19 protein-coding genes are annotated in these 19,533 nt (G+C 76.4%); 7 read left to right on the top strand and 12 right to left on the bottom strand.

The window, feature by feature from the left end; genetic code table 11:
* Positions 1 to 13 precede the first annotated feature (13 nt).
* The 3 genes from BMZ50_RS17370 to pheS are packed head-to-tail and all read right to left on the bottom strand — an operon-like array spanning position 14 to position 4,426.
* On the bottom strand, positions 14 to 883 hold the full coding sequence (locus BMZ50_RS17370; protein ID WP_091327181.1) for an SDR family NAD(P)-dependent oxidoreductase: 870 nt from the start codon (positions 881 to 883) through the stop codon (positions 14 to 16).
* Positions 876 to 3,347, bottom strand: coding sequence for a phenylalanine--tRNA ligase subunit beta (gene pheT, locus BMZ50_RS17365; RefSeq protein WP_091327178.1), 2,472 nt, complete (start codon positions 3,345 to 3,347; stop codon positions 876 to 878). Before pheT ends, BMZ50_RS17370 begins: the two co-directional genes overlap by 8 nt.
* Positions 3,344 to 4,426 (bottom strand): phenylalanine--tRNA ligase subunit alpha, encoded by a 1,083-nt coding sequence (pheS, locus tag BMZ50_RS17360; RefSeq protein ID WP_091327175.1) that lies wholly within the window; start codon positions 4,424 to 4,426, stop codon positions 3,344 to 3,346. Before pheS ends, pheT begins: the two co-directional genes overlap by 4 nt.
* 158 nt (positions 4,427 to 4,584) lie before the next feature.
* Between pheS and BMZ50_RS17355 the strand changes: the two genes are divergently transcribed.
* Positions 4,585 to 6,834: a diguanylate cyclase domain-containing protein gene (locus BMZ50_RS17355; protein ID WP_091327172.1), complete on the top strand. Its 2,250-nt coding sequence runs from the start codon at positions 4,585 to 4,587 to the stop codon at positions 6,832 to 6,834.
* 6 nt (positions 6,835 to 6,840) lie between these two features.
* On the opposite strand, the gene BMZ50_RS17350 is transcribed toward BMZ50_RS17355, so the two are convergent.
* Positions 6,841 to 7,161, bottom strand: a complete 321-nt coding sequence (locus tag BMZ50_RS17350) for a DUF4873 domain-containing protein (protein WP_091327168.1) — start codon at positions 7,159 to 7,161, stop codon at positions 6,841 to 6,843.
* Positions 7,154 to 7,810 carry a TetR/AcrR family transcriptional regulator gene (locus tag BMZ50_RS17345; protein WP_091327164.1) on the bottom strand — a complete coding sequence of 219 codons (657 nt, stop codon included), beginning with the start codon at positions 7,808 to 7,810 and terminating at the stop codon, positions 7,154 to 7,156. Before BMZ50_RS17345 ends, BMZ50_RS17350 begins: the two co-directional genes overlap by 8 nt.
* Positions 7,811 to 7,874: 64 nt before the next feature.
* On the opposite strand from BMZ50_RS17345, the gene BMZ50_RS17340 reads away from it, so the two are divergent.
* Entirely contained in the window at positions 7,875 to 8,798 is a 924-nt protein-coding gene (locus BMZ50_RS17340; protein WP_091327161.1) for an AurF N-oxygenase family protein, read from the top strand.
* Positions 8,799 to 8,820: 22 nt separating this feature from the next.
* Here the strand turns inward: BMZ50_RS17340 and BMZ50_RS17335 are convergent, their stop codons facing one another.
* The 5 genes from BMZ50_RS17335 to BMZ50_RS17315 all read right to left on the bottom strand — a co-directional run bounded on the left by BMZ50_RS17335 (position 8,821) and on the right by BMZ50_RS17315 (position 11,829).
* A complete protein-coding gene (locus BMZ50_RS17335; RefSeq protein WP_091327158.1) occupies positions 8,821 to 9,612 on the bottom strand; it encodes a TrmH family RNA methyltransferase in 792 nt (263 codons plus the stop codon).
* A 100-nt stretch (positions 9,613 to 9,712) separates the two neighbouring features.
* A complete protein-coding gene (gene rplT / locus BMZ50_RS17330; protein ID WP_091327155.1) occupies positions 9,713 to 10,096 on the bottom strand; it encodes a 50S ribosomal protein L20 in 384 nt (127 codons plus the stop codon).
* 34 nt (positions 10,097 to 10,130) lie between these two features.
* The gene (gene rpmI, locus BMZ50_RS17325; RefSeq protein WP_091327152.1) at positions 10,131 to 10,325 is read right to left on the bottom strand and encodes a 50S ribosomal protein L35; all 195 of its coding nucleotides are present in this window, start codon (positions 10,323 to 10,325) and stop codon (positions 10,131 to 10,133) included.
* Positions 10,326 to 10,454: 129 nt separating this feature from the next.
* Complete coding sequence (infC, locus tag BMZ50_RS17320; protein ID WP_245753702.1) at positions 10,455 to 11,024, bottom strand: translation initiation factor IF-3; 570 nt, start codon at positions 11,022 to 11,024, stop codon at positions 10,455 to 10,457.
* Positions 11,025 to 11,346: 322 nt separating this feature from the next.
* A complete protein-coding gene (locus BMZ50_RS17315; protein WP_091327146.1) occupies positions 11,347 to 11,829 on the bottom strand; it encodes a PH domain-containing protein in 483 nt (160 codons plus the stop codon).
* 57 nt (positions 11,830 to 11,886) lie between these two features.
* On the opposite strand from BMZ50_RS17315, the gene BMZ50_RS17310 reads away from it, so the two are divergent.
* The 5 genes from BMZ50_RS17310 (at position 11,887) to BMZ50_RS17290 (ending at position 16,772) form a co-directional block, all read left to right on the top strand.
* On the top strand, positions 11,887 to 12,936 hold the full coding sequence (locus BMZ50_RS17310; RefSeq protein ID WP_218146317.1) for an MBL fold metallo-hydrolase: 1,050 nt from the start codon (positions 11,887 to 11,889) through the stop codon (positions 12,934 to 12,936).
* Between the two features lie 62 nt (positions 12,937 to 12,998).
* Positions 12,999 to 14,117 (top strand): uroporphyrinogen-III synthase, encoded by a 1,119-nt coding sequence (locus tag BMZ50_RS17305; RefSeq protein WP_091327141.1) that lies wholly within the window; start codon positions 12,999 to 13,001, stop codon positions 14,115 to 14,117.
* 76 nt (positions 14,118 to 14,193) lie between these two features.
* Positions 14,194 to 14,997: a hypothetical protein gene (locus tag BMZ50_RS17300; protein ID WP_091327137.1), complete on the top strand. Its 804-nt coding sequence runs from the start codon at positions 14,194 to 14,196 to the stop codon at positions 14,995 to 14,997.
* Between the two features lie 128 nt (positions 14,998 to 15,125).
* A complete protein-coding gene (locus tag BMZ50_RS17295; RefSeq protein ID WP_091327133.1) occupies positions 15,126 to 16,058 on the top strand; it encodes an alpha/beta hydrolase in 933 nt (310 codons plus the stop codon).
* Between the two features lie 72 nt (positions 16,059 to 16,130).
* On the top strand, positions 16,131 to 16,772 hold the full coding sequence (locus BMZ50_RS17290) for a GNAT family N-acetyltransferase (RefSeq protein ID WP_091327131.1): 642 nt from the start codon (positions 16,131 to 16,133) through the stop codon (positions 16,770 to 16,772).
* A gap of 40 nt (positions 16,773 to 16,812) precedes the next feature.
* On the opposite strand, the gene BMZ50_RS17285 is transcribed toward BMZ50_RS17290, so the two are convergent.
* Positions 16,813 to 18,885 carry an HNH endonuclease signature motif containing protein gene (locus BMZ50_RS17285; protein ID WP_245753698.1) on the bottom strand — a complete coding sequence of 691 codons (2,073 nt, stop codon included), beginning with the start codon at positions 18,883 to 18,885 and terminating at the stop codon, positions 16,813 to 16,815.
* 110 nt (positions 18,886 to 18,995) lie between these two features.
* Positions 18,996 to 19,436: an alternative ribosome rescue aminoacyl-tRNA hydrolase ArfB gene (gene arfB / locus BMZ50_RS17280; protein WP_091327127.1), complete on the bottom strand. Its 441-nt coding sequence runs from the start codon at positions 19,434 to 19,436 to the stop codon at positions 18,996 to 18,998.
* Positions 19,437 to 19,533 lie beyond the last annotated feature (97 nt).

The raw sequence follows: 19,533 nt of genomic DNA, 5'->3' as shown, positions 1-19,533 counted from the left end.
CGTCCGGCGTCGTTCAGGCGAGGGGGTCCTCGTCGCTGTAGGGGCGCAGGCGCAGCCGCCGGGCGTCGCCCTCGGGCGTGATGTCGCGAAGCACGGACGGGTCGTCGACGCCGGCGCGCAGGAAGCGCCCCGACCAGGGGTCGAGCTCGCCGGACGCGATCGCGGCGATCAGCTCGACCACCTTCTCCGGCGGGGTCCAGTCGGTGAAGCCCTGCCAGATCGGCATGGCGCGGGTCATCTCGGTCTCCACCACGCCCGGCGCGACGTCGAAGGCCCGCACGTCCGAGCCCTCCAGAGCGCCGGCCAGTGCCTCGGTCATGCGCATCAGGCCGGTCTTGGCCACCGAGTAGGCCGAGTACTCGGGGCGGGCGCGGACGCTCATGCCGCTGGCGATGTTGACCACGCGGCCGCTGCCGCGGGCCAGCATCCCGGGCACCACCGCGCGCACCAGCAGCTGCGCGCCGCGCACGTGGCTGGTGACGACGTCCCACCACTGATCGGGGTCGGCCTGCCAGACGGGCACCTCGGCGGCGTCGATCAGCCCGGCGTTGTTGACCAGCAGGTCGACCCGGCCGAACTCCTCGACCGCGCGGGCGACGGCGGCGTCCACTGCGCCACGGTCGGTGACGTCGGCGGCGACGGCGAGCGTGCGGGCGCCGGTGGCCGCGGCGATCTCGTCCATCGCCGTCCGCAGCCGGTCCTCGCCGCGCGCCAGGCCGGCCACGGCCATGCCGCGGGTGGCCAGCCCCTCGACGAGGTGCCGGCCGATCCCCGTCGACGCGCCGGTGACCAGCGCGACCCCGCCCCCGAGGCTCCTGGCCCCGTCTCGGGCCCCGCCCTGAGCCTGCGAAGGGTGGGGAGGACGGAGTCCTCTTTCAGCCACGGAGCTCAGCACCCGTCCGCTCGGCGGCGGCCGCCAGCGCCGCGTCGCGCACGGCCGTGGCCTCCTCGCTGGTGAGCGTCCGGTCCGGCGCCCGCAGCGTCAGGGCGTAGGCCAGCGACTTGCGGCCGGGCGGGATCGGCGCGCCGGTGTAGACGTCGAAGAGCCGCAGGTCCTCCAGCAGCTCCCCCGCGCCCTCGGTGAGCGCGGCGGCGACGTCGACCTGGGCCACGTCCTCGGCGACCACCACCGCGAGGTCGATGAGCACCGGCGGGAAGGTCGACACACGCGGGGGGGTCGGCACCGGCGCGGGCGGCAGCGCGTCCACGTCCAGCTCCATGACCGAGGTGCGCGGCGGCAGCTCCAGCGCGGCGCACACCCGCGGGTGCAGCTCACCGGCGTGGCCGACCACCCGGTCGCCGACCACCAGCTCGGCGCAGCGGCCCGGGTGCCAGGGCGCCCGCTCCCCCGCCCGCACGGTCAGCTCCACGCCCGCGGCCGCGGCGACCCGGCGAGCGGCCTCCACCGCGTCGGCCCACACCGCGGGCCGGCCGGGGCCCCACCAGCCGCGCGGCTCCCGGTGGCCGGACAGGGCCACGGCCACGTGCCAGGGCTGCCCGGGCACGGCGCCGAGCAGGGCCGCCAGGGTCTCGTCGTCCGGACGCCGGTCCACCCCGGGCAGCGGGGCCGGGCGGCGCTCCCCGCCGGGGAACACCGCGCCGTGCTCGAACAGCGCCACGTCGCGCTGGCCGCGGGAGAGGTTGCGGGCCAGCGTCGCGAGCAGGCCCGGCAGCAGCGTGGTGCGCAGCGCCGGCTCCTCCTCCGACAGCGGGTTGCGCACCAGGACGACGGCACGGCGGTCGTCGTCCGCGGGCAGGCCGAGGGCATCGAGGGCCGGCGTCCCCACGAACGGGTAGTTCGGCGCCTCCACGAACCCGAACTCGGCCAGCGCCCGGCCGATGGCCCGCCGGCGGCGCTGGGTCTCGGTGAGCCCGCGCCCGGGCGGGGCGGTCGGCAGCACCGAGGGGACGTCGTCGTAGCCGGCCAGCCGGACGACCTCCTCGACCAGGTCGGCCGGGTCGGTCAGGTCGGGCCGCCAGGACGGCGGGGTGACCTGCAGCGTGTCGCCGTCGGCGTCCACCTCGGCGCCGACCGCCCGCAGCAGCTCCACGACCTGGCCGGGCGTGTACGGCACCCCGGCCACGCGGGCGGGCCGCGTGACGTCCAGCGGGATGGCCGGCCGGGGCCGGCGGCTGTCGACGTCGACCAGGCCGCCGACGACCTTCGCGCCGCCGTACTCCGCCAGCAGCTCCGCGGCGCGGGCGAGGGCGGCCACGGTCATCTCCGGGTCCGTCCCACGCTCGAAACGCTTGGCCGCCTCGCTGGGCAGCCGGTGCCGGCGGGCGGTGCGGGCGATGCCCGTGGGCTCCCAGTGCGCGGCCTCGAGCAGCACGGCTGTGGTGCCGTTCCCGATCTCGGTCGTCGCGCCGCCCATGACCCCGGCGAGGCCGATCGGGCCGGTGTCGTCGGTGATCAGCAGGTCGTCGGGCGACAGCGTCCGCTGGGCGCCGTCGAGGGTGGTCAGCCGCTCCCCCTCGCGGGCCGGCCGCACGTGGATCGGGCCGGTGACCGCGTCGCGATCGAAGGCGTGCATCGGCTGCCCGAGCTCGAGCATCACGTAGTTGGTGACGTCGACGGGCAGCGAGATGCTGCGGACGGCGGCCTGCGCGAGCCGGCGGCGCATCCACCACGGGGTGGGCGCGGTCGGGTCCAGGCCCTCCATCGCGATCATCGAGAACCGGTCGCAGCGCTCGGGGTCGGCGACGGTCACCTGCCAGGCCGGCTCCCCGGACCAGGCGGGCGGGGGAACCGCCCCGGGGTCGCGCCACGGCGCCGCCAGGCCGGTGCCCATCTCGCGGGCGATGCCGCGCATGGCCAGGCAGTAGCCGCGGTCGGGCGTGACGGCCAGCTCGATGACGACGTCGTCCAGACCGGCGACCGCGTCGGCCGGGGTCCCCGGCGGCGGCACGTCGGCGCCGTCGGCACCCAGCACCAGGATCCCGGTGTGGTCGTCGCCGATGCCGAGCTCGCGGACCGAGCAGATCATCCCGTCGGAGATGCGGTCGTAGGTCTTCCTGCTGGCGATCTCGAAGCCGCCCGGGAGCACCGCGCCCGGTAGCGCGACCACCACCGTGTCGCCGACGGCGAAGTTCTGCGCGCCGCAGACGATGCCCCTCGGCTCGCCCTCCCCGACGTCCACCTGCGTGAAGCGGATCGGCTTCTTGAAGCCGGTCAGCTCCTCGATCTCCAAAACCCTGCCGACGACGAGCGGCCCGGTGACCGGCTCGGGCCGGTGGATCTCCTCGACCTCGAGCCCCAGGCGCACGAACGCGGCGTCGAGGTCCTCGACCGTCGTCCCTGCCGGGATGTCGACGTACTCGGCCAGCCAGCCGACGGGGACCCTCACTGCTCAACTCCGAATGCTCGAGTGAAACGGACGTCGCCCTCGACGATGTCGCGCATGTCGCCGACCCCGGAGCGGAACTGCAGGGCGCGCTCGATGCCCATGCCGAACGCGAAACCGGAGTACTCCTCCGGGTCGATGCCGCAGGCGACGAGCACCCGCGGGTTGACCATCCCGCAGCCGCCCCACTCGACCCAGCGCGGGCCGTCGCGGTGCTGGGGGAACCAGACGTCGAACTCCGCCGACGGCTCGGTGAACGGGAAGTAGGACGGCCGCCAGCGGGTGACCGCCTCGGCGCCGAACAGCGACCGCGCCAGCTGGTCCAGCGTGCCGCGCAGGTGCGCCATGGTCAGCCCGCGGTCGACGGCCAGCCCCTCGACCTGGTGGAAGACCGGGGTGTGCGTCGCGTCGAGCTCGTCGGTGCGGTAGACCCGGCCGGGCGCGACGACGTAGATCGGCGGCGTCCGCGACAGCATGGTGCGCGCCTGCACCGGGCTGGTGTGCGTGCGCAGCACCAGGCCGGAGTCCGTCTCCCAACCCGGCCCGCCCGCGACGAAGAAGGTGTCCATCATCGTGCGGGCCGGGTGGTCGCGGCCGATGTTGAGCGCGTCGAAGTTCAGCCACTCCGCCTCGAGCTCGGGCCCCTCGGCCACCTCGTACCCCATGCCGACGAAGATGTCGGCGATCCGGTCGGTGAGCGTGGTGAGCGGGTGCCGGGCACCCCGGGGGACGCGATCCCAGGGCAGGGTGACGTCGACCCGCTCCTCGGCCAGCACCCGGGCGTCGCGCTCGGCCTCGAGCGCGGCCAGGCGGGCGGCGTAGGCCTCGGTGACGGCGACCCGGGCGGCGTTGACCCGCTTGCCGGCGTCCGACCGCGCGGCCGGCGGCAGCGCGCCGAGCTCCCGGCGGGCCAGCAGCACCGGCGCCCGGTCGCCCAGGTGGGCCGGGCGGACGGCGGCCAGCGCCTCGAGGTCGCCGGCCCCGGCGAACGCCTCGAGCGCATCGGCCACCGCCGCGTCGAGGGCCTCGGCGGAGAGGGCGGCGACCTGCTTGGGGTCGTAGGGGTCGTTGGCGCCAGACACGGGAGGCCATTCTGCCCGCCGCACGCCGGTGCCCGCCGCCGGGTTCGCCGGTCCCCCCCGGGCTCCCCCACCCCCGGACACCCAGACGACTCCCCCATCGGGGCGAGGGGCCGGCGGCTCGGCTCATCCCCCGGGGCCTGCCGGCCGATGGCAGAGGCGTGGAGAACTCCCCGGCAACCACGATCGACGCCGTCCTCCGCACCGGCGGCGTGCGGAGCGTGTTCCAGCCGATCATCGAGCTCGACACCGGCCGGGTGGTGGCCTACGAGGCGCTCGCGCGGGGACCGGAGGGGCCGCTGGAGCGCCCCGATCCGCTCTTCGCGGCGGCCCGTGTCGCCGGCCGGCTGGCCGAGCTGGACGCCGCCTGCCGCACCGCGGCGCTGCGCGGCGCCGCCGAGCAGGAGCTGCTGGCCCCGCTGACGCTCTTCGTCAACGTCGAGCCCGAGGTGCTCGACCGCGCGCCCCTGGAGGACCTCCTCGCGCTCGCCGAGGACGCCCCGGGACTGCGGGTGGTCCTGGAGATCACCGAGCGGGCGCTGGCCGCCCGCCCGGCCGAGCTGCTGCGCACCGTCGAGCGGGTGCGGGCCGTGGGCTGGGGCGTCGCGCTGGACGACGTCGGCGCCGAGGCGATGTCCCTGGCGTTCATGCCGCTGCTGCGTCCGGACGTGGTGAAGCTCGATCTGCGGCTGGTGCAGGAGCGGCCGGGCCCGGTGATCGCCGAGATCATGAACGCGGTGAACGCGCACGCCGAGCGCACCGGCGCCGTCGTGCTGGCCGAGGGCATCGAGGACGACCGGCACCTGGCCATGGCGCGGGCGCTGGGCGCCACGCTCGGCCAGGGCTGGCTGTTCGGCCGCCCGGGCGTCGGCGCCGCCCCCGGCCGGGAGATCGGCGCGCTGCGGCTGCCGCCCCCGGTGGCCGCGCCGACGGCCGAGGGCACCGAGGTCTCCCCGTTCGCCTGCCTGCCCGAGGGCGTGGTGCTGCGCGAGGCACCCAAGGCGCTGCTCATCGAGCTGAGCAAGCAGCTGGAGCGGGAGGCGCTGCGGCTGGGCCCGACGTCGGTGGCGGCCGCGGCGTTCCAGCAGGCGCGGCACTTCACCCCCTCGACCGCGCGGCGCTACCGCGACCTGGTCGAGCGCACCGGCTTCGTGTGCGCGCTGGGCGAGGGCCTGCCGGTCGAGCCGGTCCCCGGGCTGCGCGGTGCGACGCTCGCCCCCGAGGACCCGGTGCTCGGCGAGTGGGACGTCGTGGTGCTGGGCCCGCACTTCGCCGCCGCGCTGCTGGCCCGCGACCTGGGCGACGACGGTCCCGACGCCGAGCGCCGGTTCGTGTACGCCCTGACCTACGACCGCGACACCGTGGTGCGGGCGGCCTCGGCGCTGCTCGCCCGGGTGACGCCGCGGCCCGAGCCGCTCCCGCGCGGCCGCATCCTGCCCGCCGTCGAGCCCGCCCGCGCGGTGCCCGCCCCCGCGCCCGGCGGACCGCAGGAGGCCGAGACGCTGCGGCGCGCACTGGAGGCCACGCCCAGCGGCGTCTGCATCGTCGACGTCCGGCTCCCCGACCAGCCCCTGGTCTACGTCAACCCGGCCTTCGCGGAGCTGGCCGGGCTGCCGCAGGAGGAGCTGCTCGGCCGCAACTGCCGCTTCCTGCAGGGGCCCGACACCGACCCCGCCGCCGTCGCCGCCGTCCGCCGAGCGATCGAGGCCGGGAAGGAGTGCCGGGTGACGATGCTCAACCACCGGGGGCCCGAGCGGACACCGTGGTGGAACGAGCTGCACCTGGCCCCGATCGCCGGCCCGGACGGCGAGGTCGCCCGCTACATCGGCGTCCAGGTCGACGTGACCGCCCGGGTCGAGGCCGAGCGCGCGCTCGTGCAGGAACGCGACCGCACCCGCGGTTACCTGACCAGGATCGAGCAGCTCGCCTACACCGATCCCCTGACCGGGCTGCCCAACCGGCGCCGCCTGGAGGAGCAGGTGGAGACCGCGCTGTGGACGGCCCGCGCCGGGGGCCACGCCCTGGCGGTGCTCTTCGTCGACCTGGACGGGTTCAAGGCGGTCAACGACCGGTACGGCCACGCCGCGGGCGACGAGCTGCTCCGCGCGGTGGCCGACCGGCTGCGCCCCCGGCTGCGCCGGCGCGACCTGCTCGCCCGGCTCGGCGGGGACGAGTTCCTGGTGGCGCTGCTCGACCTGGACCCGGCCACCGCCGCCGACGAGGCGCGCCGGGTGGCCGCGGACCTGACCCGGGCGCTGGAGGAGCCGCTGCCGCTGGCCGGCGGGGAGGTCGCCGTCCGCGCGAGCGTCGGGGTCAGCGTCCATCCCGAGGACGGCGACGACTTCGCCACCCTGCTGTACGCCGCCGACGTGCGGATGTACGCCCGCAAGGCCGCGACCGCGGTGCGCTGAGCCCGGTCAGCCGTCCACGGCGCCGTCGAGCAGCTCGACGGGGAACGGCGGGCGGTCCAGGCCGGCCAGGCGGGTGTTGCCCCAGACGTCGCGCTCGGCCGCGCGGGCGCGGGCGCGCCCGTGCGGCGTGCCCACCACGACCTCGCCGCCCAGGGGCAGCTCGGTGCGGACCCGGCCGGTCCACACGACCGAGCCGGCGAGCGGGTCGAAGCGGGCGGCGAGCACCGCGTGCGCCGTCGTCTGCGCCTGACCGTCGACGGCGAGGGTCACCTCGCCCGCGTAGCCGTCGTCGGCCTCGCCGTGATCGGTGGTCCGGTGCTCAGTCATGCGGGTCCTCCGCCGGGGGAAGCAGGGCGTCCAGCCCGCCGTGGGCGAGCGCGGTCAGCTGGTCGACGAGGTCCCCGGCCGGCACCGTGCGCGCCGCCGACCACCAGTGGGCGGTCAGCTGGACCATGCCCACGACGCCGTAGGCCGAGGTCATCGCCGGCGCCGTCGGCCGCCCGGCCGCGGCCAGCCGCTCGGCCAGGAGCTCCCCCAGGGCCTCGGCGATCACCCGCTCCGTGGCGGCGACCAGGTCGGGGCGGCCGGCGCGCCCGGCGTGGGCGTAGGCGAACCGGTAGAGGGCCGGCTCCTCCTCGATGAGCTGGATGAATGCGGCGATGACCGCACGCACCCGGGCCCGGTCGTCGGCGCGCTCCACCGCCAGCTCACCGAGCAGCCGGGGCAGCAGGATCGCGCCGGAGATCCGCTCGAGGACGGCGTCGATCAGCTCGTCCTTGTCGGTGAAGTACCGGTAGATGACGGTCTTGGAGACCCCGGCGCTGCGCGCGACGTCGTCGACGGCGAACCCCGGCCCGGCCCGCCGCACGGCCTCCAGCGCGGCGTCCACCAGCTCTTCCCGGCGCAGCCGCCGGTGCTCGGTCCAGCGTGCGCGGCGCCCGTCGGCGGCCGGCGGCGCCTCGGCCACCCGTTGCATGTGTCGCACAGTAACAGCTACCTTCCGTCACAGCATTGTTCGAGACCTCGGGAGGAACGTGCCGATGACCGCCACCCTGCCTGCCACCGGCCGGCGCGCGGCGAAGAAGCCCGTCGACCGGCAGGAGATCTCCGCCCGGCTGCTCAGCTCGGCCGCGCGGAAGTCCTACGACCCGGTGGTCGACATCGACTGGGAGGCGCCGATCCCCGACGACCTCTACGGCCTCTCGCCGGAGTGGTCGTCGCTGTACGGCACGCCGCTGTGGGAGGGGCTGACCGAGCGGCAGCGGGTCACCCTCACCATCCACGAGTACTGCTCGATCTCCGGGGTCGGCATCTGGTTCGAGTGCATGCTCATGCAGCTGGTGCTGCGTGACGTCTACGGCGACGACCCGGCGCAGCCGCACGTGCAGTGGGCGCTCACCGAGATCGCCGACGAATGCCGGCACTCGGTCATGTTCGCCCGTACCGCCGAGACGTTCGGCGCGCCGTCGTACCAGCCGCCGCCGTCGGTTCTGCGGCTGGGCAGGGCCTACGCGGCCAAGGCGAGCGGGCCGGCCGCCTACGCGGCGATCCTGGTGGTCGAGGAGATCCTCGACATCTTCCAGCGGGACCTGATGAAGGACGAGCGGGTGCAGCCGCTGACCCGGGCGACCAGTCAGATCCACGTGGTGGAGGAGGCGCGGCACATGCGCTTCGCCCGCGAGGAGATCGCCCGGCGGACCCCGGACCTGTCGGCCTGGCAGCGCCGCAAGCACCGCGCGCTCATCGCCTCGGTGGCCGCGATCGCCGTCGACAACCTCGTGCAGCCGGGCGTCTACGCCGCGGTGGGCCTGGACCCGCGGCAGGCGCGGGCGGCGGCGCGGGCCAACGAGCACTACCGGGCCAAGCTGCGCGAGGCGGCCACCGGCCTGGTCGCCTTCCTGCGCGGTGCCGGGCTCATCGGCGGGCGCTCGGAGCTGCTCTGGCGGCGCGCCGGCCTGGTCTGAAAGAGGACCCCCTGCAAGGGCCTTACTGGGCGAGCTGGGTCGTGTAGAGGCAGATGGCCGCTGCGGCGGCCAGGTTGAGGCTCTCGGCCCGGCCGCGCATCGGGATCCGAACCCGGGCGTCGGCCAGGCCGGCCAGCTCCGGCGGGACCCCGCGGGCCTCGTTGCCGAACAGCCACAGCACCGGGCCGGCCAGCCGGCCCGCGGCGGCGACCTCGTCGAGCGCGGCGTCTCCCCCGCCGTCGGCGGCCAGCACGGTCACCCCGGCGGCCTGCAGCTCGGGCAGCAGCGGGGCCAGCGGCGCCCCGCGGACGACGTCGACGTGGAAGAGGCTGCCCGCGCTGGCGCGGACCGCCTTGCCCCCGTACGGGTCCGCCGAGCCGGCGCCGAAGACCACCGCGCCGGCACCGCAGGCGTCGGCCGTGCGCAGCACCGTGCCGGCGTTGCCCGGGTCGGCGAGCTCGGCCAGCGCGACGGTCAGCCGCGGGGCCGCCTCGGTCAGCCGCGCGGCCGGGACATCCCGCAGCGCGCAGACGGCGACCAGCCCCTGGGGCGTGACGGTCTCCGACAGCGACGCCGCCGCCTTCTCGGTGACCGGGCGCACCGGCACCGACGTCCCGCCCAGCAGGTCGGCGTGGGCGACCCGGGCCGCCTCCGTCGCGAAGACCTCCCGCACGCCGGCCGGGTCGGCCAGCGCCTCGGCGACCGCCTGACGGCCCTCGGCGAGGAACAGCCCGGCGGCATCGCGGCCGGCGCGCCGGGTGAGCCTGCGCGCGGCCACGATCCGCGCGGACCGCTCGGTCAGCGGCTCGCTCATGGCTTCCTCCTCCTGCCGGCCACGGACACCCCTGCACACGCCGACGCCGCCGGCGCCGGCCCGCGGGGGCCGGACGCCGGCGGCGTCGAGACGGTGGAACTCAGGCGGCCTGACCGCCGGCCGGGGCGGCGGCGACAGCGGCGCGCGCGGTCTCCACCAGAGCGGCGAAGGCGGCGGGCTCGTTGACGGCCAGCTCGGCCAGCACGCGGCGGTCGAGCTCGATGCCGGCGAGCTTGAGGCCCTGCATGAACCGGTTGTAGGTCATGTCGTTCTGCCGGGCCGCGGCGTTGATGCGGGTGATCCACAGCTTGCGGAAGTCACCCTTGCGCACCTTGCGGTCGCGGTAGTTGTAGGTGGCCGAGTGGAGGATCTGCTCCTTGGCCTTGCGGTACAGGCGGGACCGCTGGCCCCGGTAGCCACTGGCGGCCTCGAGGGTCGTCCGGCGCTTCTTCTGGGCGTTGACCGCCCGCTTCACGCGTGCCACGTGAGTGCTCCTGTCTGTTCGTTACGGGGGGCGCTCAGAGGCCCAGCAGCTTCTTCATTCGCTTGGCGTCGGCCGGGGAGAGAACCTGGTCCTTGTCCAGCCGGCGCTTGCGGGTCGAGGACTTGTACTCGAACTTGTGCTGGTTGTTGGCCTGCTCGTGCATGAGCTTGCCGCCACCCGTGACGCGGATCCGCTTCGCGGCGCCCTTGTGGGTCTTCTGCTTCGGCATGTCCTCGGTCCTCGTTCGTCTCTGTCGGCGCGCTGTCGTGGCGACCTCGCGCAGGGTGACGCCGCGGCAGCGCGGGGCTGCCGCGACGGCACCGGCCGTCTCAGTGGTGCGGTCGTGCGGTGGCGCCGGTCAGGCCTGGGGGGCCTGGTCCTCGGCCGCCTGCTTCTCGGCCTTCGCGTTGCGGCGCGAGGCGTCGGTGGCGGCCTGGTTCCGGTGCGGGGCGATCACCATGACCATGTTGCGGCCGTCCTGCTTCGGGTTGGACTCGACGACGCCCAGCTCGCTGACGTCGGCGGCCAGCCGCTGAAGCAGCCGGTACCCCATCTCCGGGCGCGACTGCTCGCGGCCGCGGAACATCACGGTGATCTTGACCTTGTCGCCGCTCCGCAGGAAGCGCTCGACGTGGCCCTTCTTGGTCTCGTAGTCGTGCGGGTCGATCTTGAGGCGCAGCCGCATCTCCTTGATGACGGTGAGCGCCTGGTTCCGCCGGGCCTCGCGGGCCTTCTGGGCGGACTCGTACTTGAACTTCCCGTAGTCCATCAGCTTGGCGACCGGCGGCCGGGCCATGGGCGCGACCTCGACGAGGTCGAGCTCGGAGTCCTGGGCCAGGCGCAGCGCCTCGCCGATCGGCACGATGCCGACCTGCTCGCCCTCCGGGCCGACCAGGCGGACCTCGGGGACGCGGATACGGTCGTTGATACGGGGCTCGGTGATGGCCTCTCCTCTGCTGTTGCACGGGAGGAGTCGCTGGCCCGACCGGACGCCGGAGAGAACGAAGGCCCCGTGAACGGCTGCTCACGGGGCCCACTCGCCGGGGTCGCACGGGCCCGGGTGGGCTCGTGCGCGGCGCGGAAACCGGCCGGTGGCCGGACTCCGCGATCCGGAGACCTGGGTGCCTGCGTCGGCGCCAGGTGGGAGCGGGCTCCTCTTGGTCAGCGGCCCGGGCAGGGCCACTGGATGGTTCGCGCGCCTCGGTGTAGCGGGGAGGCGCGTCGATGGTACAGCGCCGGGCAGGTGCACGTCATTCCCGGGTCGCCGACGGCTCGGCGCGTCCGGCGGCCAGCAGGGCCCGCAGGCCCTCGACGGCCTCGGCCGCCCGCTCCCCGTCGGCCGCCTGCACGGCCAGCAGCGCGAACTCGTCGTCGTTGGTCAGCAGCACGGTGGCCCACTTGAACCGCTTGTCGAAGCGGATCGCCTGCACCGCCGTCCAGGGCACCCGCCGCGTCCCGAACACGTTGCGGGCGCGCAGACCCGAGGCGTCGGCATCCACCCGGGGGCGGCCCAGCGCCAGCAGGCCTGCCCCGAGGACCAGCCCGAGCCCGACGACGGCGACCTGATCGGCCGTCGTGTAGGTGACCACGCCCCCGGTGTCCCGCTGCAGCGTCAGGCCCACGTAGGCCAGCACGGCCGCGACGACGACGGCCAGCGCGGCGCAGAACATCCGCCAGCGGCGGGGGACGGCGGAGACGGCGGCGGGCGGCGCGGAGGGCGGCACGCCCCCCATGGTCCCAGGCTCCCGGCGCGGTGCGGCCGGCAGAGCGCGGCTGGCAGAGTGCGAGACGTGGAGATCACCGGAACCGCCCAGCACGAGGCCTGGCAGGCGCGGGTGCTCCCGCCCGTGGAGCAGCTGCGCCCGGACCTGTGGTCGATCCCCGTGCCCATCCCCCACGGCCCGCTGCGGTACGTGACCAGCTACGCGTTCGCCCTGGACGGCGGCGGCCTCGGCCTAGTGGACACCGGCTGGGAGAGCGAGGAGAGCTGGACGGCGCTGCGGGCGGGGCTGACCGCCATCGGCGGGGCAGTCGAGGACGTGCGCGGGGTGCTGATCACCCACCTGCACTTCGACCACCTGGGCCTGGCCGAGCGGGTCCGGCAGGCCTCCGGCGCATGGGTGGCGATGCACCCGGCCGACGCGGCGATCGTCGGCTCGCCCGTGCACCGGGACCCGGCCGCCTCGGTGCGCGCCGAGGTCGCGTTCCTGGTCTCCCTCGGCGCCGAGCCCGACGAGGCCGCCGCCGACGTCGGGCCGGCCGCGCAGTTCGCCCCCTACTCCCACATGGCCCTGCCCGACCGGCTGCTGGAGGACGGCGACGTCGCCGACCTGCCCGGCTGGACGCTGCGGGCGGTGCACACGCCGGGCCACACCCCCGGCCACCTGTGCTTCGCCGAGGAGCGCACCGGGCTGTTCCTCTCCGGCGACCACGTCCTGCCGCGGATCAGCCCCAACATCTCCACGACCCACGACGGGACCCCCGATCCGCTGGGCCGCTACCTCGACTCGCTGGCGGCCGTGGGCGAGCGGGACGTTCCCGAGGTGCTGCCGGCGCACGAGTGGCGCTTCCGTGGGCTGGCCGCGCGCACCGCGCAGCTGCGCGAGCACCACGAGCGGCGGCTGGCCGAGCTGCTGGCCGCCGTCCGGGCGCAGCCGCACAGCACGCCGTGGCAGCTGGCCGGCCTGCTCACCTGGTCGCGCCCCTGGGAGCAGTACGAGCGGCGGATGCGGATCTTCGCCGTCACCGAGACCGACGCGCACCTGCGGCTCCTGGCCGCCCGGGGCCTGGTGATCAGCAGCGGCGGCGCCGTGCCCAGGTGGACCGCCGCGGTCCGCTGAGCGCGGTCGCCGGGAGCAGGGGTCGTCGCACGCCCGCGACGCGGACGCAGCACCATGGGGACGTGACGGACAGCCAGCCCGCCCCCCAGCCCGACGTCCTGCCGCTGGCCGGATACACCGTCGCGGTCACCGCGGCCCGCCGGCGGGAGGAGCTCGGTGCGCTGCTCGAGCGGCGCGGCGCCCGGGTCGTGTACGCGCCGGCGATCCGGATCGTGCCGCTGGCCGACGACGCCGAGCTGGTCGCCGCCACCCGCGCGGTGCTGGAGCGCCCGGTCGATCTCGCCGTCGCCACGACCGGCGTCGGCTTCCGCGGGTGGCTGGAGGCCGCCGAGACCTGGGACCTGCCGCTGGTCGACCACCTGCGCACCGCCCGGCTGCTGGCCCGGGGGCCCAAGGCGCGGGGCGCGATCCGCGGCGGCGGGCTGGTGGACGCCTGGTCGCCGGCGTCGGAGTCCTCCGCCGAGGTGCTCGAGCACCTGCTGGCCGGCGCCGAGGGCCCGCTGGCCGGGCGGCGGATCGCCGTCCAGCTGCACGGGGACCCGCTGACGGAGTTCGTCGAGGCGCTGCGCGCCACCGGCGCGGAGGTGCTGACGGTGCCGGTGTACCGGTGGGTGCTGCCCGAGGACGTCGCCCCGGTGCGCCGGCTGGTGGACACGGTGATCGCCCGCGAGGTGGACGCGGTGACCTTCACCAGCGCCCCGGCCGCGGCCGGACTCCTGTCGGTCGCCGACGAGCTGGGCCGGCGCGCGGAGTTCGTGGCCGCGCTGACCGACGGCGTCCTGCCCGTCGCGGTCGGCCCGGTGACCGCCGGCCCGCTCACCGCGGCCGGCATCCCGTCGGTGCAGCCGGAGCGGTCGCGGCTGGGCGCGCTGGCCCGCGAGGTGGTCGCCCGGCTGCCCGAGCGCGACCCGGTGCTGCAGGTGGGCGGGCACGCCGTCCAGGTGCGCGGGCACGCCGCCGTCGTCGACGGCCGGCTGGTCGAACTGCCGCCCGGGCCCATGGCGGTGCTGCGCGCGCTGACCGCCCGCCCGGGCACCGTGCTCTCCCGCCCCGCCCTGGGGCGGGTGCTGCCCGGCGGCGACGAGCACGCGGTGGACACGGCGGTGACCCGGCTGCGGGCGGCGCTGGGCGCCCCGCTGGTGGAGACCGTCGTCGAGCGCGGCTACCGGCTGACGGTCTGACCGTCGCTGCCCCGGTGTGGTGAGGGGCAGGCCATCGGCGTGCACGGCGCCCGCCGGAGCGGCGAAGATCGTCGGCGTGACTGCGACCGAGGACTTGCCGGCTCCCGGCCGTGCGCTGCTCGAGGCGGGCGCGGCGGTCGCCGGGTCGATGAGCCGGGCCGCGGCCTCGGTGGTGTTCCCCGGCGGCTCGGCCCCGGCTCCGGCGGTGGGGCTGGACGAGCGGCTGGCCCACGCCCAGCGCTCCGCCGCCGACGAGGCCGCCGCGCTGCCGGCCACCCGCGAGCGCGTCCGCGCGGGCGCCGTCCTCGCCTTCGCCGTCGAGCACGCCGTCTCGCTGTCCCGCAGCGGGCGCCCGGTCCGGGACGACGACTTCTTCACCCCGCGTGCTGGCGGCCGGTCGGCGGCCGACGAGGTGACCGAGGCCGTGGTCGCCGCCGCGCGCGGCTCGCACGACGAGCGGCGGGTGCGGCACCTGGGCTACCTGCTCGCCGAGGTGGCCGCCTCCCCCGACCTCGACGCCGCGCTGGTCGACCGGGCGCTGCGGCTCGCGGCCGGGCTGTCCTGGCGGCAGCTGACCCTGCTGGCCGGTGTGGGCCGGCGCGACCGGCTGCCCCTGCCGATGACCCCGCTGGCCGACGACCCGCGCGGATGGACGGCGTGGGGCGCCCGGGAGGACGTCACCGACCTGCAGCGGGCCGGCCTGCTGGACCCGCCGCCGGCCTCGCCCCGGCCGGGCGGTGCGGCGCAGCCCCGGCTGCGCCCGGCGGACCTGCGGCTGACCCGCCGCGGCGTGCTGGTGCACCGGCTGCTGGCGCTGGGTTTCGTGCGGGACGAGGACGTCACCGCGGCCCTCACCGAGCTCGGGACGCCGCCCGCCTGACCGTCCCCGCTGCGGGGACCCGGCTGTGCGGCGGTACCTGTCGGTGAGACGTGGGTGTGATCTAGGTTACGGGCCTCTGTGCCGCCCCCCGCCGGCCCGGCGGGGTCCGCTCACCGTGGGAGGAACCCATGCCACTGCACCCGCAGACCGCCGGACTGCTCGCCGCCATGGAGGCGCAGGCCGCCCCGGACTTCGCCGAGCTCTCGGTGTCCCAGGCCCGCGACGTCGCGAGCACGTTCAAGGACCTGCAGGGCCCGCTGCCCCAGGTGGCATCGGTCCGCGACCGGACGGTGCCCGGCCCCGCGGGGGCGCTGCCGGTCCGCATCTACACCCCGCACGGCTCGCCGCGGGGCGTGCTCGTGTACTTCCACGGCGGCGGGTGGGTCATCGGCAACATCGAGATCGTCGACGGGCCCTGCCGCGCGCTGGCCGAGGCCACCGGCTGTGTCGTCGTCTCCACGCAGTACCGGCTGGCCCCCGAGTCGGCCTACCCGGCGGCGGCCGAGGACTGCTACGCGGTCACCAGCTGGGTGGCCGCGCACCAGGCGGAGCTGGGCACCGAACCAGCCGGCCTGGTGGTCAGCGGGGACAGCGCGGGTGGCAACCTGGCCGCGGTGGTGGCCCTGATGGCCCGCGACCGGGGCGGCCCGGTGATCGCCTTCCAGGCGCTCATCTACCCGGCCACCGATGTCAGCAGCTTCGACACCGACTCCTACCGCGACAACGCCCAGGGCTACCTGCTGACGGCGGACTCGATGCGCTGGTTCCGGGAGCACTACATCCCCGACGAGGCGCACCAGAAGGAGCCCTACGCCTCCCCCGCGCTGGCCTCCGACCACTCCGGGCTGCCGCCGGCGTTCATCGCCACCGCCGAGTACGACCCGCTGCGGGACGACGGCGAGAAGTACGGCAAGCTGCTCGAGCAGGCCGGCGTCCCGACCACCGTCCGGCGCTACGAGGGGCAGATCCACGGCATCTTCTGGCTCAGCGCGGCCTGCAGCGAGGGGTACGAGTCGCTGATGACCGACCTGGCGAAGGCGGTCAAGGACGCCCTGGCGTGACCCCCGGTCCCGGCGGCCGGGTTGCGGTGCCCGGCCGCCGGGGCGCCCCCGCCCGGGTGGTGGGATGGCGGGGTGAGTGAACCCGGGACGACCGTCCACCTCGGCACGCCCTCGGTCCGGCCGGCCGAGCAGCGCGACGTCCCCCGGATCGCCGCGACGCTGACCGTCGCGCTGGCCGACTCCCGCTGGGTCCGCTGGGCGCTGCCCGAGGACGGGCGGATGCAGCGGCTGACCCGCCTGCACGAACTGGACGCCGGGCACCGGGGCGTGTCGACCGGCAGCGCGTGGGTCACCGAGGACGTCACCGCCGTCGCCACCTGGCAGCCCCCGGCCGGTGCACCGGGCACCGCCCCGCTGCCGGACGACGTCCGGGCCGCGCTGGACCGGGAGCTGCCCTACCTGTCCGGGCCGCACGCCTCCCGGGTGGCGCGCACCCGCGAACTGGTCGACGCCGCCCGCCCGGCGCAGCCGCACTGGTGGCTGGCTCACCTGGGCACCCGGCCGAGCAGCCGCCGGCAGGGCATGGCCTCGGCGCTGCTGGCGCCCGTGCTCGACCGCTGCGACGCCGAGGGCACGGTCGCCGCCACCGCCGTCTACACGTGGGCGAACGTCCGCTTCCTGCGCCGGTTCGGCTTCGAGGTCGACCGGGCGATGCACACCGCCGACGAGGAGCTGCCGCTGTGGCTGCTGGTGCGCCGGCCCCGGCAGGCCTGACCCGCCTCCTCGGCCCCGGACCCGGCCCGACGCCGGCGGCTCAGAAGGGCGGGGGCTCGGTGGTGGCGACCAGGCCGGTGGGGGTGGTCACGGTGAGGGTGCCGTCGGGGGTGAGGGTGTAGGCCCAGCCCGGTGCCTGGTGCTTGCCGCGGTGGTCGCCGGTGCAGAAACCGGTCAGGTTGGCCGCGCTGGTCGCACCGACGGGCCAGGGGGTGTGGTGGTCGAGCTCCCGCACGGGCCGGCGGCAGCCGGGGAAGCGGCAGCGGCGGTCGCGGGCGCGGACGAACCGGTCGAGGCCGGTCTCCGGGTCGTGGCCGTCGGTGGGCGGCGGCGGGCCCAGGCCGGGGCGGCCGGTGAGGTCGTGGGCGCAGCGTTCGGGTCGGCGGCGGCAGGCGGGCCGGCCGCAGTGCGCGAGGCGGCGCAGTGCGCGGCTGTCGGTCAGCGCGACCAGAGCGCCCGTCAGCTCGTCGACGACCGCGATCCGCGGCCGGTCGGCCAGCCCGCCACCGGCGGTGGCTCCCAGCAGCTCGGCCAGCCACCGGCGGTCGCTCTCGGCAGCGGCGTGCAGCGCGGCGAGGGCGCTGGTCGCGGCGGTGACCCGGCCGGCCGGACCGGCCCGCCAGGCGGCCTCGTCCGCGGCGTCGGCGCATTCGGCGGTGCGCACCGTCCGGGAGGCGTGTGCCAGCGCACGCTGCGCCCGGAGGAGCGCCTGGCTCGCGTCGTCGAGGGCGCGGTCGGCCGCAGCCCACCACCCAGGACCCGGTGGATCCCCGTTCGCTGGATGGGCGTCCCACGGATCACGGTCCGCGGGATCACCGGCAGGAGGATCATCACCCGGTACGGCGTCGGCCGGTTCGTCGAGCGCCAGGTCCGCCCGGACCGCCTCTTCCCCAGCCTCGGCGGCCCACGCGGCGAGCACCTCGTCCGGTATCGGCTCGAGCGCGTCGATGAGTTCGCCGGCGAGGACCCGGCGCTCGGTCTCGGCCCACCAGGCGGTCAGCTCACGCTGCTCGATCTCCTGCCACACCGGGTCCTCGGCGGGCGAGGCAGGGGGCAGCGGCTCGACCGGAGTGCGCTGGGTGGGCCGGGCCGGGTCCGGCCGGACGGCCAGCGGCGCGGACACGCCACGCTCCGCCACGGCGCGGATCAGCTGCCGGACCATCTCCGCGGGCACGGTCTGCCCATCGATCTCGCCGGGCTGGTCGCCGCCGAGCAGCGTCTGCACGGATGCGACCACGGTGAGCAGCACCTGCACCGGCACGAGACCGGACTCACCCGGGCGAAGAACCAGATCCAGCAGGCAGTCGGCCATCTTCTGCCCGCGGCCGCGCGGATCAGCCGGATCGTCGAGGGCGTCGGCCATGGCGGCCAGGGCCCGGTACAGCGCCCGCGCCTCCGGCACGGTGAGCACCGCGGTGACCGTGGCCATCCCGGGCGTGCGCTCGGGACGCAGGGACACCCCGCGCCGCTTGATCGCCTCGGCGAGCCGGCGGGCGGTGGCGCGGGCGTCGCGGGCGGTCGCCTCCCGGCGGGCCTTGTCCGCCAACTGCGCGGGCGAGATCACCCGGCCGGCGGCCCAGCGCAGCACTTCGGCCTCCACCTCGCCGCGCACCCGGTCGCTTCCGATGGGTGCGACGATCTCCAGCAGCGGGAACACGTGCCCGGGGTGCAGCGCGCCGGCCTCGAGCGCGGCCAGGGTGCCGGGCAGTCTCTGCACCAGCGTCAACGACCGCTCGACCAGCGCCTCGGCGGACTGCAGGCTCAGCGAGCAGGCGATCATCAGCTCCTGCGCGGCCCACTCGCTCACCGGCCGCAGCACCTCGGCCCGCCCCGCCCACCGTGCGGCGCTCATCGCCCCCGGCTCGCCCTGGGCCCGGTCGCCGGCCGCCGGTCGGGTGGCGGCGAACTCGGCCACCGCACGCGCCTGCACCGCGAACTGGCGTGCCGTCTCCCGCGCCGCGGCCTGCGCCCGGCCCAGCGGGCCGGGCGCGAGCTCCACCGGCGGCGCGAACGCGGGCCACTCCGTCGACGGCTCGGCCGCCCGCCGTCGCCGCTCCGATGACGCGGTCCGGGCGCCGGCGAACCACTCGGCAGCCGCGACGTCATCGAACACATGTTCGATGCTATGTCCACGTCCCGGATCCCCGCAAGATGGACGAACGGGGAAAGTGCAGCTCAGACCCGCAGAAGGCCGGACGACCCGGCCCAGCTCGCGGACCGGGCTCAGTCCCAGTGGCGGCGGGAGCGCTTGAGCTCGCCGCGCTGCTTCTTGGCCTGGATGCGCCGCTCCTGCGAGCCCCTGGTCGGCTTGGTGCGCCGGCGGGCCGGGGACGGCGGGGCCAGCGCAGCCCGCAGCACCGCGGCCAGCCGCTCACGGGCGGCCTGCCGGTTGCGCAGCTGCTGGCGGTGCTCGCTGGCCGCGATGGTGAGGACGCCGTCGACCAGCCGGCCGGCCAGGCGCTGCGCCAGCCGTTGCCGCTGGGCGTCGGTGAGCCCGGGCAGCTCGAGCGGGGTCACCGAGAGCTCCACCCGCGAGTCGGCGGTGTTCACCCCCTGCCCGCCCGGCCCGGAGGAGCGGGAGAACCGCCAGCCCAGCGCCCCGGCAGGCACGACGAGGGAGCCGGTGACCGGGAGGTCCCCGGAGGCGTCGTCACCGGCAGGCATGCCCCCAGTCTGGCGCCCCCGCCGGCCTCCGGCGCGGCGCCCGGTTTCCAGGCCGCGCGCCGGCGCCCGGCGTCGGTGACGCGGCGGGCACGATCGG

Source organism: Geodermatophilus ruber, from assembly GCF_900114385.1.
Classification (GTDB): domain Bacteria; phylum Actinomycetota; class Actinomycetes; order Mycobacteriales; family Geodermatophilaceae; genus Geodermatophilus; species Geodermatophilus ruber.
The sequence above is the reverse complement of the archived record's forward strand: the minus strand, read 5'-3'. Positions and strand labels throughout refer to the sequence as shown.